The sequence below is a fragment of the Pseudomonas sp. PL-6 genome (assembly GCF_054110165.1).
The window spans coordinates 2,988,490-3,002,251 of record NZ_CM134189.1 but is presented as its reverse complement, the minus strand read 5'-3'; the positions used below and the strand labels follow the sequence as shown (position 1 = coordinate 3,002,251).

Annotated in this window: 14 protein-coding genes; 3 read left to right on the top strand and 11 right to left on the bottom strand. The window is 67.0% G+C overall.

The features are described from left to right. The gene (locus ACW9UL_RS12640) at positions 1-489 is read left to right on the top strand and encodes a GlcG/HbpS family heme-binding protein (protein ID WP_457787214.1); all 489 of its coding nucleotides are present in this window, start codon (positions 1-3) and stop codon (positions 487-489) included. 108 nt (positions 490-597) lie between these two features. Here ACW9UL_RS12640 and ACW9UL_RS12635 read toward each other — a convergent pair whose 3' ends face one another. Genes ACW9UL_RS12635 through ACW9UL_RS12610 form a run of 6 tightly spaced genes read right to left on the bottom strand, consistent with a single transcriptional unit; the run spans position 598 to position 6,978 of the window. After that, positions 598-1,545: a D-2-hydroxyacid dehydrogenase family protein gene (locus ACW9UL_RS12635; protein WP_457787213.1), complete on the bottom strand. Its 948-nt coding sequence runs from the start codon at positions 1,543-1,545 to the stop codon at positions 598-600. Between the two features lie 22 nt (positions 1,546-1,567). Further along, the gene (locus tag ACW9UL_RS12630) at positions 1,568-3,079 is read right to left on the bottom strand and encodes a tripartite tricarboxylate transporter permease (protein ID WP_457787212.1); all 1,512 of its coding nucleotides are present in this window, start codon (positions 3,077-3,079) and stop codon (positions 1,568-1,570) included. Between the two features lie 4 nt (positions 3,080-3,083). Continuing rightward, positions 3,084-3,536 carry a tripartite tricarboxylate transporter TctB family protein gene (locus tag ACW9UL_RS12625; RefSeq protein ID WP_457787211.1) on the bottom strand — a complete coding sequence of 151 codons (453 nt, stop codon included), beginning with the start codon at positions 3,534-3,536 and terminating at the stop codon, positions 3,084-3,086. A 52-nt stretch (positions 3,537-3,588) separates the two neighbouring features. Then, positions 3,589-4,569: a Bug family tripartite tricarboxylate transporter substrate binding protein gene (locus ACW9UL_RS12620; RefSeq protein WP_122107861.1), complete on the bottom strand. Its 981-nt coding sequence runs from the start codon at positions 4,567-4,569 to the stop codon at positions 3,589-3,591. 42 nt (positions 4,570-4,611) lie between these two features. Then, positions 4,612-5,862, bottom strand: a complete 1,251-nt coding sequence (locus ACW9UL_RS12615) for an OprD family porin (RefSeq protein ID WP_457787210.1) — start codon at positions 5,860-5,862, stop codon at positions 4,612-4,614. A gap of 39 nt (positions 5,863-5,901) precedes the next feature. Next, entirely contained in the window at positions 5,902-6,978 is a 1,077-nt protein-coding gene (locus ACW9UL_RS12610) for a 4-oxalomesaconate tautomerase (protein WP_457787209.1), read from the bottom strand. Positions 6,979-7,190: 212 nt separating this feature from the next. Between ACW9UL_RS12610 and ACW9UL_RS12605 the strand changes: the two genes are divergently transcribed. Together ACW9UL_RS12605 and ACW9UL_RS12600 are read left to right on the top strand one after the other, a co-directional pair. After that, a complete protein-coding gene (locus ACW9UL_RS12605; protein ID WP_021442547.1) occupies positions 7,191-8,114 on the top strand; it encodes a LysR family transcriptional regulator in 924 nt (307 codons plus the stop codon). 288 nt (positions 8,115-8,402) lie between these two features. Further along, positions 8,403-9,344, top strand: coding sequence for a 1-phosphofructokinase family hexose kinase (locus tag ACW9UL_RS12600; protein WP_457787208.1), 942 nt, complete (start codon positions 8,403-8,405; stop codon positions 9,342-9,344). Between the two features lie 268 nt (positions 9,345-9,612). Here the strand turns inward: ACW9UL_RS12600 and ACW9UL_RS12595 are convergent, their stop codons facing one another. Genes ACW9UL_RS12595 through ACW9UL_RS12575 form a run of 5 tightly spaced genes read right to left on the bottom strand, consistent with a single transcriptional unit; the run spans position 9,613 to position 13,754 of the window. Beyond that, positions 9,613-10,980 (bottom strand): ATP-binding protein, encoded by a 1,368-nt coding sequence (locus ACW9UL_RS12595; RefSeq protein ID WP_457787207.1) that lies wholly within the window; start codon positions 10,978-10,980, stop codon positions 9,613-9,615. Further along, positions 10,977-11,639 carry a response regulator gene (locus ACW9UL_RS12590; RefSeq protein WP_457787206.1) on the bottom strand — a complete coding sequence of 221 codons (663 nt, stop codon included), beginning with the start codon at positions 11,637-11,639 and terminating at the stop codon, positions 10,977-10,979. The genes ACW9UL_RS12595 and ACW9UL_RS12590 overlap by 4 nt, the downstream gene beginning before the upstream one ends. 9 nt (positions 11,640-11,648) lie before the next feature. After that, positions 11,649-12,293, bottom strand: a complete 645-nt coding sequence (locus tag ACW9UL_RS12585; protein ID WP_457787205.1) for a tetratricopeptide repeat protein — start codon at positions 12,291-12,293, stop codon at positions 11,649-11,651. Then, positions 12,290-13,087 (bottom strand): SDR family oxidoreductase, encoded by a 798-nt coding sequence (locus ACW9UL_RS12580; protein ID WP_457787204.1) that lies wholly within the window; start codon positions 13,085-13,087, stop codon positions 12,290-12,292. The genes ACW9UL_RS12585 and ACW9UL_RS12580 overlap by 4 nt, the downstream gene beginning before the upstream one ends. After that, positions 13,074-13,754 (bottom strand): iron-containing redox enzyme family protein, encoded by a 681-nt coding sequence (locus tag ACW9UL_RS12575; RefSeq protein ID WP_457787203.1) that lies wholly within the window; start codon positions 13,752-13,754, stop codon positions 13,074-13,076. Before ACW9UL_RS12575 ends, ACW9UL_RS12580 begins: the two co-directional genes overlap by 14 nt. Positions 13,755-13,762: the final 8 nt, after the last annotated feature.

Below are 13,762 nucleotides of genomic sequence, written 5' to 3'. Positions count from 1 at the left end.
ATGCCCCGTTTTTCGCTCGCCGCCCTGTTCTGCGCCCTGACGTGCGCCGGCGCCGCCAATGCCGCGGTGCTGCAGGAACGCAACCTCTCCAGCGCCGACGCCCAGCAACTGGCGGCCGCCACGGTCGCCGCCTGCCAGGCCAAGGGCTACAACGTCAGTGCCGCGGTGGTGGACCGCGCCGGTCTGCTCAAGGCCTTCACCCGCGCCGACAACGCCGGCCCGCACACCATCGAGGCCAGCCGTGCCAAGGCCTTCACCGCCGCGTCGGCGAAGACGCCGACCCTGGCCATCATGGAAAACGCGCAGAAGCACCCGGGCGCCGCCAACCTCACCGACATCCCCGGCTTCCTCCTGCTGGGCGGCGGCGTCCCGGTGAAAGCCGGCGACAACGTGATCGGCGCGATCGGCGTGGCCGGTGCCCCGGGCGGCCACCTGGACGCCCAGTGCGCCGACGAAGTCCTGGCCGCCAACGCGGCCCTGTTCCAGTAAGCGAAGGTTGCCCCGACGCGGCGCAGGCGCGCCTGCAGCCTGCCGCAGTGTTGGGCAGGCTGCAGCACTGGCGAGAAGATCGCGAAAATGGCCAGTGCTAACTGGGGCTCAACAAAGCCCTGCGGGCTGCTCTCGCAATAACGCCCGAACATTGGCAAAAGCTTCGCCGAAGTAGGCCTCGTAGCTGTGCCGCTCGACGTAACCGAGATGCGGGGTGCAGAGCACGCGCGGGTGCCTCAGCAGCGGATGGTCAACCTGCAGGATCGGCTCCTGCTCGAACACATCCAGCGCGGCCTGCCCCGGCCGGCCGCGATCCAGCGCCTCGAGCAGTGCCCCGGGTGCGATCAGCTCGGCGCGGCTGGTGTTGACCAGCAGGGCGTCGGGCTTCATCCGCGCCAGGTCGGCGGCGCCCACGCAATGCCGGGTGGCCGGCAGCAGGCGCAGGTGCAGGCTGAGCACGTCGGCCTGCTCGAAGAAGGCCTCGCGCGTCGGCGCGGCCTCATGGCCATCGGCGACAGCGGCCTGGCGCGAGGCCGCGCTGCCCCACACCAGCACGCGCATGTCGAAAGCACTACCGTAACGCGCCAGGCGTCGGCCGATCTTGCCGTAGCCCCAGATGCCCAGCGTCTGGCCATACAGGCGCTGGCCCAGGTTGACCTGCCAGCGCCCGGCATACAGGCCGTTCATGGCTTCGCGCAACTGGCGCCGGGCATTGAGGATCAGCGCCCAGGTCAGCTCGGCCGCGGCGATGGGCGAACCGCTGCCCTCGGCCACGGCAACGCCGCGTTCGCGACAGGCCTGCAGATCGATATGCGGCCCGGCTCGCCCGGTCTGGCTGATCAACTTCAGGTTCGGCAGCCGCGCCAGCAGCGCGGCATCGATACGGGTGCGCTCCCGGGTCAGCACCAGCGCCTCGGCGTCGGCGAAGCGCTCGGCCAGCAGGTCCGGATCGCAGACGTGATCGTGATACACGCGGACGTCGAAGCCCTCCAGCAGGCGGAAGCAATCCAGAGACTGCACGACCCGCTGATAGTCTTCCGGTATCACCACACGCATGCGCATCCTCCTTCGACGCCAATCAGGCCAGGCTGGCGGCGGCTTGCCGGCGACGTGCGCGCCAGACGCGCCAGAACGGCAGCAGGATCATCACCGCCACCAGGCCCCAGACCACCCAGGTGATCGGGCTGGCGAACAGGATACCGATGTCGCCGCTGGACAGGGACAGTGCCCGGCGCAGGTTCTGCTCCATCATGCCGCCCAGGATGAAGCCGAGCAGGATCGCCGACAGCGGGAAATCCAGCTTGCGCATGACGTAGCCGAAGATGCCGATGGCGATCATCAGGTACAGGTCGAAGGTCGTGGCATGCACCGCATACACCCCGATGGCGGTGATGATCGCCACCGCCGGTACCAGCGCCCAGTAAGGCACGGCCAGCACCTTGGTGAAGACCTTGATCATCGGCACGTTCATGACGATCAGCATGAGGTTGGCGACGAACAGCGAGGCGATCAGGCCCCAGACGATGTCCGGCTGGTTCTGGAACAGCAGCGGGCCCGGGGTGATGTTGTACAGCGTCAGGGCGCCGAGCATCACCGCGGTGGTGCCCGAACCCGGCACGCCGAGGGTCAGCATCGGCACCATGGAGCCGCAGGCTGCGGCGCTGTTGGCGGTTTCCGGTGCGGCCAGGCCACGCAGGTCGCCGTTGCCGAACTTGTTGTCCTTGACCGCCAGACGCTTCTCGCTCATGTAGGACACCGCGCTGGCCAGCGTCGCGCCGGCGCCAGGCAGCACGCCGAGGACGAAACCGACCACGCCGCTGCGCAGGTTGGTGGCCAGGACGAAGCCGCCCTCCTTCAGGCTGAACAGCATGCGCCCGCTGGCCTTGATGGCTTTCTGGCCATGGTGGGTGCGCTCGAGCAGCACCAGCAGCTCGCTGACCGAGAACAGCCCCAGCACCAGCACCACGAACTGGATGCCATCGGCCAGCCCCAGGCTGCCGAAGGTAAAGCGATAGACGCCGCTGTTGGCATCGATACCCACGCACGACAGCAACAGGCCGATCAGCGCGGCTATGGCGGTCTTCAACGGCTTGTTGCCGGCCATCCCGGCCAGACAGGTGATGGCGAACACCATCAGCACGAAGTATTCGGCAGGACCGAAGGCCACCGCCCAACTGGCCAGCAGCGGCGCGAACAGCACCACACCGACCGTGGCGATCAGGCCGCCGATGAACGAGCTCCAGGCCGACAGCGACAGCGCGACGCCGGCCTGGCCCTGACGTGCCAGCGGATAGCCGTCGAGGGTGGTCATCACCGCGGACGCCTCACCTGGAATGTTGAGCAGGATCGAGGAGATGCGGCCGCCGTATTCGCAGCCCAGGTATACGGCCGCGAGCAGAATCAGCGCGGTTTCCGGTGGCAGGCCGAGGGCGAAGGCCACCGGGATCAGCAGCGCCACGCCGTTGATCGGACCGAGGCCCGGCAGCAGGCCGACGACGGTGCCGATCAGGGTGCCGCACAGCGCAGTGACCAGGTTGTAGGGGCTAAGCGCCACGCCGAAGCCATGGCTGAGATAACCGAAAGTATCCATGGGTTCAGCTCTCCAGGGTTGCAAGGATGCCAAGCGGCAGCGGTACCGCGAGGGCTCTGTCGAACAGCAGGTAGAGGCCGAGGGCCAGAACGACCCCGCTGATCAGGCTTTGCAGCCAGCTACCACCGTAGAGACGCGCCATGCCGAGACCGAACAGCACGCTGGCGGGGATGAAGCCGAGCGTTTCGAACAGCACTGCATAGCCGATCATCAGACCGAGGAAGGCGAGCGCCTTGAACATCACCTCCCGGTTCAGCGGCGGTTCCTCGCCGTGGGTATCGCTGCTCGGCTTGAGCAGCAGTTGCACGCAGCCAAAGGCGATCAGCAGCAACAGCAGCAGCGGGAAGGCCTTGGGCCCCACCGGCTCGTAGGAAAAGGATGCGCTGTAACCCCAGGCGAGGAATGCCAGGACACAGCACAGCAGCAGGGTGATCCCCGCGAAGATACGATCATGCATGTGGATGCGCTCCAGAATGCTGCGCCGTCGGTGACGGCGCAGGAGGACTCGACTACTCGACCAGACCGAACTCGCGGCCCAGCTTGCGGTACTCCGCAACCTGGCTTTTCACCAGGGCTTCGAGCTCCGGACCGGTGACGTAGTAAGGCAGCACGTCGCGGTCGGCCAGGTAGGCCTGGAAGTCGCTGGAGGCGTTGAGCTTGGCGAAGCGCTCGCTCCACCAGGCCACGTCCTGCTCTTTCACATCCGGGCCGAGGAAGTAGCCGCGAATCAGCGGCCATTGGATCTCGTAGCCCTGCTCGCGGGCAGTGGGAATGGAGGCCAGCTCACCGCCCAGGCGCTCCTCGCTGAAGATCGCCAGGGTGCGGATCTTGTTGCCCTGCTGCGCACGAATCTCGCTGGCGCTGCCGGTGACCAGATCCACGTGCCCGCCCATCAGCGCCATGTAATGCTCGGCCCCGCCCTCGAAGGCGGCATAACGCAACTCGCGCGGGTCGACGCCGGCTGCGCGGGCCAGCAAGGCGATCTTCACCCAACCCTGGCCGCCGACACTGCCACCACCGCCGACCACGATGCTTTTCGGGTCTTTCTTCAGCGCCTGCACCACATCGTCGAGGTTCTGGTAAGGCGAATCCTCACGCACCGCCAGGGTGCCGTAATCGTTGCCGACGGTGGCCAGCCATTTCACCGCGTTCTCGTCGAAACGACCGTATTTGCCCAGGGCCAGGTTGAGCAGCGAGGCGCCGGAGAACGCCACCAGGGTGCCGGGCTCGGCACGGCGGTTGGCGGCGATGGAGTTGTAGGCCACGGCGCCGATGCCGCCCGGCATGTAGGTCACGCGCATCGGTGCCTTGAGCAGCCCCTCGTCCTTGAATCCGGCCTGGGCCAGCTTGCAGGTCAGGTCGAAGCCGCCGCCCGGCTTGCTCGGAGCGATGCACTCCGGACGCGAAGGCTCGCCGGCGAGCACCGAACCACTGGCGAGCAACAGGGCGAGGGAAAACGGCAGAGTACGGCGAATGGAGCAGGTGATCATGGTGAGGTTCCTCTTATTAGACTTGTATGCACAGCCGGCGCTTTACCAGAGCGGCACGATGTAACTCAGGATCAGACGATTCTCGTCCAGGTCGCGGACGAAGCTCGAACGGTAGGTGGCGTTCCTCCAGGTCACTTTGAGATTCTTCAGCGGGCCCTCGACGAAGGCGTAGGCGATATCGGTGTTGCGCTCCCACTCGCGCCCTTCGCCGACGGCCAGGTCGACCTGATCGCCGCGCACGTAGCGGGTCATGAAGGTCAGGCCGGGCACCCCGACGCGGGCGAAATCGAAGTCGTAGCGCAGTTGCCAGGAACGCTGGTCGGGGCCGGCGAAATCGTTGATCTGCAGGAAGTTGGTCAGATAGGGCGTGGCCCCGTCGACATAGGTGAAGGCGTCGTCGCCGAGCATTTTCTGGTAGGCCAGCCCCAGCGCATGGCCGGCGATGCTGTAGGTGAACATGGCGTTGATGACCTGGTTGTCGATGTCGCCCACCAGTTTCCGCCCGGCTTCGCTGTTGTTGAAGTAGCGCAGGTCGCTTTTCAGCTTGCCGTCGCCCAGCGCCAGGCCGTGCTGCAGCCCGACGAAGTGCTGGCGATAGACGTCGCTCAGCTCGGCATAGTGATAGCTGGCCAAAAGTTGCGGATTGATCGCGTAATCCACCCCGCCGAAGCGCAGCTCATCGCTTTCAGGGCTGGCGCCGAAGCGGCGGTTCTTGTTGTTCAGCGCCAGCTTCTCGGAGCCTGAGACGCTGCGCTGCACCACGCGGTCGATCTCGCCTAAGGTGAAAGTCGCGCGCTCGAGGTCCTTGCTCTGCAGCTGCCAGCCCTCGAATACCTGCGGCAGCAGACGCGAGTTGCTGTACTGCAGATAGGGCATCTTCGGCAGCAGGGTGCCCACGCGCAGCTGGCTCTCGGCGAAACGCGCCTTGCCGGTCACACCGAGCTTGCTGTAGTCGTCCTCGGCGCGGTTGCGGCTGTCGCGCGGCAGCAGATCGGTGCCGCTGCGATCCGGCGAGGAGTCGAGCTTGACGCCGAGCATGCCGAGGGCGTCGAGGCCGAAACCGACTGTGCCCTGGGTGTAGCCGGACTCGAGGTTGAGGATGAAACCCTGCGCCCATTCCTCGCGCTTGTTCTGTCCGGCATCCTCGCGAAAGTCACGGTTGAGGTAGAAGTTACGCAGCTCCAGGCTGGCCTTGCTGTCCTCGATGAAACCGGCGGCGTAAACGCTGGCGCCAGGCAGTGCCAGAAGCGTGATGCCGAAGGCGGAGCAGCTTAGGGATTTTCTTCTTGTCATTGTGGTTGGCCCTAGGGGTGTGGGTGTGGTGAGGCGAAGTCAGCTGCCGGTGCGGCGCAGGCTGGGGATGTAAACCTCGCCCGAGAACAGACGGCGCGCGGTGCGCACAAGGGAGGCGCGCAGGTTCTCGGGGTTGCCGTCGGCGGCAGGCTGCAGGGAAACCTCGATCTGCCCGCCCGGATGCTCCAGGCGCACCAGCGCCTCGCCTGCAATGGGCGCGACATCCTGGGCGACGCTGCCGGGCACGGCGCAGGCCGTGGCCAGGCCGACGGCACCGGTGGCGGCGACCGAACGGTGGCAGTTGTGCGGCATGAAATAACGCACGTTCAGCGTGCCGCCATGGCGCGCCGGGGCCAGCAGCACCGGCTTGGGAATGACCATCTGCGCAACGTCCCCCAGCCCCATGGCCAGCCCGGCCTGCAGGCGGATGCGCTCCAGGCGCTGGAGAAACGCCGTGTCGGCATCCAGTTCGGCCGGCGACTCGTAACCGGTCTTGCCCAGCGCCTCGGCATGCAGCAGCACCATGGGCATGGCCATGTCGATGCAGGTGACTTCGACACCGTCGAACAGGTCGCGCACCCGGCCGGTGGGCAGCAGGCGGCCGGTCTTGGCGCCGGCGGCATTGAGGAAGGTCAGCTTGATCGGCGCAGCGCTGCCGGGCACGCCATCGATGGTGGTATCGCCGTCGTAGCGCACGCGGCCGCCCGGGGTCATCACGTCGGAGTCGACGAAGGTATTGGTGTTGAGGTTGCGGATGCGCACCCGGGTCATCGGCGAGCCGGCATTGACCAGGCCGTGCTCGATGGCGAAAGGCCCGATGGCGCAGAGCATGTTGCCGCAGTTGGGCGCGGTGTCGACCCGGCGCTGGGTCACCATGACCTGCACGAACAGGTAGTCGACATCGGCATCCGGGTGCGGCGAGCGGCTGACGATCGCCACCTTGCTGGTCTGCGGACTGCCACCGCCGATACCGTCGATTTCCAGCTCGTGGCCCGAGCCCATCAGGCTGAGCAACAGCTCGTCGCGCTGCAGCGGGTCAGTGGGCAGGTGGTTGGCCAGAAAGACCGGCCCTTTCGAAGTACCGCCTCGCATGAGTACGCAAGGTACCGTCCGCATGATGCCTCCAACGCAATAAAGCTAGTGATTGTTGCTTTGCGTCGATTATGGGGAGCAACACTTTCTTCTGTAAAATGCATATATTTCGATATTTATTGCATTATGCGCATTAATGCATGGGGATACTTCCTCGCTTGCCAGTCCTCAGCGCAAAGACTAGGGTTCATTGGTAATCTGCAGACAAAAATACGACCGACTAATAACCAAAGCGCATGAATTACGAACTGCAAGACATCCGCGCCTTCGTGAAAATCGCCGAGTTCGGCAATTTTCACGAGGCCGCCAACGCCATCCACCTGTCCCAGCCGGCGCTGACCCGGCGCATGCAGAAGCTCGAGGAAAGCCTCGGCATCCAGCTGCTGGACCGCACCACGCGCCGCGTCAGCCTGACCGCCGTGGGCCGGGATTTTCTGCCCAAGGCGCAGCGTCTGCTGGACGACTTCGAGCGCTCGATCCTCGGCATCCGCGAGCTGGCCGAGCGCCAGTCCGGCCAGGTCACCCTGGCCTGCATCCCGACGGCGGCCTTCTACTTCCTGCCGACGGTGATCCGCGCCTTCAATCAGCAGTACCCGAAGATCCGCATCCGCATCCTCGATCTCAGCGCCCATGAGGGGCTGGAGGCGGTGATTCGTGGCGAGGCGGATTTCGGAATCAACATGCAGAGCGGACAGAGCGCGGAAATCGACTTCACCCCACTGGTCAACGAACCCTTCGTGCTCGCCTGCCGGCGCGACCATCCCCTGGCCAAGCAGCCGGAAGTGGCCTGGCGTGAGCTCAGCGACTACCGCCTGATCGGCGTCGGCCGCCTGAGCGGCAACCGGGTGCTGCTCGACCACGGCCTGGCCCATCTCGACTGGCGCCCGAGCTGGTTCTACGAGGTGCAGCACCTGTCGACATCGCTGGGCATGGTCGAGGCCGGCCTGGGCATCGCCGCCCTCCCCAGCCTGGCCATGCCGGCCGAGGACCATCCGATCCTGGTCAGGCGCCCGCTGGTCGACCCGGTGATCAGCCGCACCCTGGGTCTGGTGCGCCGCCGCGGCTCGTCGCTGTCGCCGGCAGCCGAGCAGTTCGTCGAAACCCTGCTGCGGCAATGGCCCAATTACACCTCGCTGGGTATCGACAGCGAATCGAGCTGAACGCGGGCGCGCGCAATCGCTCGCGATTGCGCCGGTGCATGCCGAGCAGCCAAATACAGGAACAAAATCAGCGCCTCGCCCGCCACCCGTCTGCAATCCTTGCCGGGAAGCGACGGACACCTGAGCGGCCGGGATGGGTAATCAGACGCTCACCGGCATAACGAGGCAAACCCAAACGTTCAACCCATGAACCCATGGACCTGGCCTGGTGCTTCGCGACCATCCGCCATCCAGACATCGCCTAAGCTGGAACCAGGCGCTGCAATCTGGCAGCAGGAGGGAGCAATAGTGATCGCCCGCTGCATCCTCACCCTAACCCTGAGTCCCGCATTGGATCTGGCCACATGCGTGCAGCACCTGCGCCCTCACGACAAGCTGCGCTGTAGCGCACCGGTGTACGCGCCTGGGGGTGGCGGGATCAACGTGTCGCGGACGATTCGACGACTCGGCGGAGAGACAGTGGCCCTGTTCCCCGTTGGCGGCTCCACTGGCGAACACCTGCTTGAATTATTGAAGGCTGAGGGCGTGCCTTTTCATGCGGTCTCGGTGTCCGGCTGGACACGCGAGTGCATCAACGTCACCAACCGGGCCGACAGCCAACAGTACCGTTTCGTCCTCCCGGGAAATCCACTCTCCCCCCAGGAGCAGACAGCCGTGCTGTCGGCTTTGGAGACATTGCCCGCCGCGGATTTTCTGGTCATCAGCGGCAGCCTGCCAGAAGGTCTGGCCGCGGACTTCCTGCCGCGTCTGCTGGGCAATGCACAACGCCGGGGTTGCCGCTGCGTGGTAGACAGCAACGGCAGCGCTCTGCGTCAGATGCTGGATATCGGTGGCCTGCTGCTGATCAAGCCGAATCTGGACGAACTCGCAGCCATGCTTGGTGAGCCTATCGCCGGACCGGAGCATCTGAATCAAGTGGCCCGGGATCTGGTGGCAGCGGGACGCACGGAAGCCGTGCTGGTTTCCCTTGGTGCACAAGGGGCGCTGCTGGTGACCGCCGACGTCTGCGAGCGCATTCCGGCTCCGACCGTACCGCGCCGCAGCACGGTTGGTGCAGGCGATAGTCTGCTGGCGGCGATGGTACTCAAACGCGCCTCAGGGGCGAGCTGGTCAGTGGCGGCGCGCTACGGTGTGGCGGCCGGCACAGCGGCGATCATGGCCGAAGGCAGCGAGCTGTCCCGACTCGAAGACACGGAGCGCCTATACAGCTGGTTAGCTGCCTCCCGTTAGGAACCAAGCCAATGGTATACCGTTGCAGCTCTACAAGGTGAATCGCCTCTAGGTTCGTAGACCCTCATAATGAGCCCCGTTAGGCGGTACCTTGAACAAATGCGCGAGCGTGCCAGGGAGCGCCGCGCGCTCCTGCCCGAAGCCCCATCCGCCCGAGGCTGGGGCGATAGCGAAGGAACGGAACGGGCAAGGCCAATGGTCGATGGGCCGGCGGTAATCGGCCCGGTGCTCCTGCCCCGTTGGCAGCGACGCGGCTCGCATCGGCGAGTCAGGCGCGGCGTGGTAGCTCCAGGCTAGCCCGCAGGCCGCCCCCCTCGAGGTTGCTCAGGTGCACGCTGGCCGCATGCCGGCGGGCGATGCTCTGCACTATGGCCAGTCCCAGGCCTGCGCCCTCTCCGTTACTGCGGCCATAGAAGCGCTCGAATACCCGCTCGAGGTCTTCGGCGGCAATGCCCGGGCCCTGATCCTCCACCTGCAGCAGCAAACGGTCGCCCCTGGCCTGCAACAGCACTCGCAGCTTGCCGCCAGGCGGCGAATGGTTGACTGCGTTGCTCACCAGGTTCTGCAGGGCGATGCCCAGGCCTCCCGCATCGGCAGCCATGCGATAGTCGCCCGGCTCGGCTTCCAGCGACAGTTCCAGCCCCTGCCTGAGGACCCAGGGAGTCAGCTCGGCCAGGGTCTCGCGCACCAGCGCCAGCACGTCGACCTGGGGCAGCTCGCCTGGCTCCAGCAGCGGCTCCATGCGCGCCAGGGTGAGCAGCTGGTTGACCACCCGGGTGGCTCGGTCGATGCCGCCGAGCAGGTAGCCCAGCGACTGCCGGCGCTCGCTCTCGGCGCTGGCCTGGAGGGCGTTCTGCGCATGCACGCGCAGCACCGCCAGCGGCGTGCGCAGCTCGTGGGCGGCGTCGGCGATGAAGCGGCGCTCGCGCTCCAGCAGTTGTTCGATCTGCCCCAGCAGGCGGTTGAGCGCCGCCTGCATGGGCGCCAGCTCGAGTGGCAGCGGATCGAGCTGCAGCGGCTCCAGCGAGTCGGCATGGCGGGCGCGGATCACCGCGGCCATGTTGCGCAGCGGCGCCAGCCCCCAGCCGATGGCCCACCACAGCAGGGCGGCGAGGATCAGGCTGCCGAGCAGGGTCGGATAGAGGGTATGCCGCACTATGCTGGTCACCAGCTCGCGGCGCACATCGTCGCGTTCGCCGGTCCAGATCAGCAGCCCGTGCTCGGCGTCGCGCAGCAGGAAACCACGCCACTCGTGCTCGCCCAGTTCGAGGGTGGCAAAGCCCTCGGCCAGGGGCGGGCCGGCCAGGGACGGCGCCCCGGCGCTGTGCACCAGCAGGTTGCCGGCGGCGTCCCAGGCCTGGAAGGCCAGCTTGCTCTCGTAAGGGTGGCCGGGCTTGCCCGGCCCCGCCTGGGCCAGGGCCTCGTTGAAGGCGCGGTACAGGCCGGCACGCTCCTCCTGGCGCACCGGCGTGCGCATCAGCCCCTGCAGCAGGCGGGCGCTGTGTGCCAGCTGCGCATCGTAGATTTCCTCGACTTCGTGGGCGCTGTCGAAGTAGTTGAACAGGGTCGTGGCCAGGGTGCCCAGCAGCATCAGCCCGAGTACCAGCGCCAGGGTACGGCGGCGCATGGAGATCATGGCGCGTCCTCGACCAGGTAGCCGACGCCGCGCACCGTGCGGATCAGGCCGCTGAACAGCTTCTTGCGCAGGTGATGGATGTGTACTTCGAGGGTGTTGCTCTCGGCCTCCTCGTCCCAGCCGTAGAGCAGCTGGGCCAGGCGCTCGCGGGTCAGCACCTTGCCCGGCTGCGACAGCAGTTCGTGCAGCAGCAGGTACTCCTTGGGCGTCATCGGCACCGGCTTGCCCAGGTAGCTGACCTGCTGGCTGGCCGGGTCGAGGCTGACCCCGGCGTGCTCGATGCGCAGCTCGGCGCGCCCGGCGCTGCGCCGTAGCAGGGCGCGCAGGCGGGCCTTGAGCTCATCGAGGTCGAAGGGCTTGACCAGGTAATCATCGGCACCGGCATCCAGCCCGGCGATGCGGTCCTCGGTGGCATCGCGCGCGGTGAGGATCAGCACCGGCAGCGCCGAGCCGCTGCGACGCAGCTCGCGCAGCACCTGCAGGCCACTCATGCGCGGCAGGCCGAGGTCCAGCACCAGCAGGTCGAAGGCCTCGCTGAGCAGGGCGTGCAGGGCGCTGGCGCCGTCCTGCAGCCAGTCCACCGTGTAGCCTTCCTGGCGCAGCCCCAGGCGCAATCCCTCGCCCAGCGCCTCGTCGTCCTCGACCAGCAGCAAGCGCATCGCGCCTCCTCAATTGAGTTTCTTGTTCACTTCCCGCAGCAACTGCTCGATCTCGCCCCGGCGGCCACTGTCGGCCAGTTCGCGTCCCGGCCGCGGCGCGGCCTGCCTGGCCTTCTCCAGTGCCGCCTTGGCCTCAGCATACTGGCCCTGGCGCAGCAGGTGATCCCCCCAGAAGTAAAGACTGTCGATGCCGGCGGGGTTGACCTTGAGCGCCTGGCGCAGCAGCTGGTCGGCCTTGTCCTCGTCGCCGAAGCCGATGGGCCAGCCCGGCACGCGGTCGTAGAGGGTGCCCAGGCTGGTGTAGGCCGAGCCCTGCAGGGCGTTGGGGTCGAGGGCGATGGCCTTCTCCAGGTAGCGCTTGGCGTCCTTGGCCTTGCCCAGCGCGCCGAGCCCACCCTGGGCACCGGCCCAGCTGCTGGTGACGATGCCGTGCCAGACCCAGGCTTCGGCTGCCTGGGGCTGTTCGCGGGTGAAGGCGGCGCTGTCGGCCGCGAGTTTCTCCAGCGCGGCCTCACGCTGGGGCTCGGGCAGCTGGTACTGGATCTCGGCCCAGCGCGTCTGTACCGCGTGCAGGCGGGCCTGGCCGGCCTCGTCCAGGGCCCAGGCGGGCAGGCTCAGCGCGGCGGCGAGGAGCAGAGGCAGCAGGCGTTTCATGGGCGCATCTCCTTGTGGGTGAATTGACGAATCAGCGGCAGCTGCTTGCGCAACGCCTTGTCCACCAGGCCCGGCAGCAGGCCGTTGAGGCGGACGAAGAATTTTTCCGGCCAGCCCAGGTAGAGCTCGCTGCGGTCCAGCTCGATGGCGCGCAGTACCGCGTCGGCGACGCTCTCCGGCGGGTCCATGGCCACCTTCAGGGCGCTGTTCAGGGCCACGGCCTGCGCACTGTTCATCGCGGTGCGGGTGGCGCGCGGCGCCACGTAGAGCACGCCGACGCCGGTGTCGGCCATCTCCCGGCGCAGCGCCTCGGAGAAGCCGCGCAGGGCGAACTTGCTGGCGCAGTAGGTGGCATAGCCGGGGTAGCCGATGGAGCCGTAGATGGAGCCGACGTTGACCAGCAGCGCCTGGCGCTGCTGACGCAGCAGCGGCAGCATGGCGCGGGTCAGTTGTACGGTGGCGACCAGGTTGATGCCCAGCAGCTCGGCCACGGCCTGCTCGTCCAGCTGTTCCAGCAGGGCGAAGCGGTTGACCCCGGCCGCGTTGATCAGCAGGTTGACTCCGCCGAGGGCACGCGCGGCATCCACCACCGCCTGGCGCCCGCTGGCGCTGCCGAGATCGGCCGCCACCACTCGCACCTGTTTCGGATAGCGCCGGCGCAGCTCGCCCAGCGAACCCTCCTGGCGGGTCACCGCGATCAGCTGCGCGCCGCCGGCGCAGAGGCGCTCGGCCAGGGCCAGGCCGATACCGCCGCTGGCCCCGGTGAGGACCGCACGGCACTCAGGTAAGCGCATGCTGCACCTCGGTCTGGGTCACGCGCGGCAGGCCTCGGAACATGTCGGCGTAGAGGCGGTAGACCACCTTGCTGACATGGATCACCGCCGCCTTGTCCTCGTCGCGCTGCAGGCGGTTCATCAGCTCGCAGTAATGCTGCATGTGGCCGATGTCCAGGGCACCGTGCGAGGTCAGGTAGCTGAAAGCCTGTGGCGGCAGGGCCAGGCGCTGCTGGATGGTGCCGGCCGCCTGGGTGGCCAGGGCGATGCTGGTGCCCTCGAGCACGTTGACCATGCCGAACAGGCCGACCGGGTTGCCGCGGGCGATGCTGTCGTACAGGTAGCTGACCATCAGCTCGATGGCCTGGCTCGGTTGGCCCAGGCGCACGGCCTCGGCGTCGCCACCGCAGGCGGCGATGTCGTTGAGGATCCACTGCTCATGGCCGTATTCCTCGTCGATGTATTCGCAGACTGCCTTGCGCAGCCACTCCAGCGAGGACGGCAGGCGTGCACCGCAGGCCATCATCAGCGGCACGGTGTGGCGCACGTGGTAGTAGGCCTGGGTCAGGAAGGCGACATAGCCTTCCAGGCCGACCTGGCCGGCCAGCGCCTCGCGGATCACCGGCACGGCGTAAAGGGCTTCGCGGTCCTCGCGGGTGGCGTCCTGCAGTTGATCGAAGAAATTCATGGAGATAC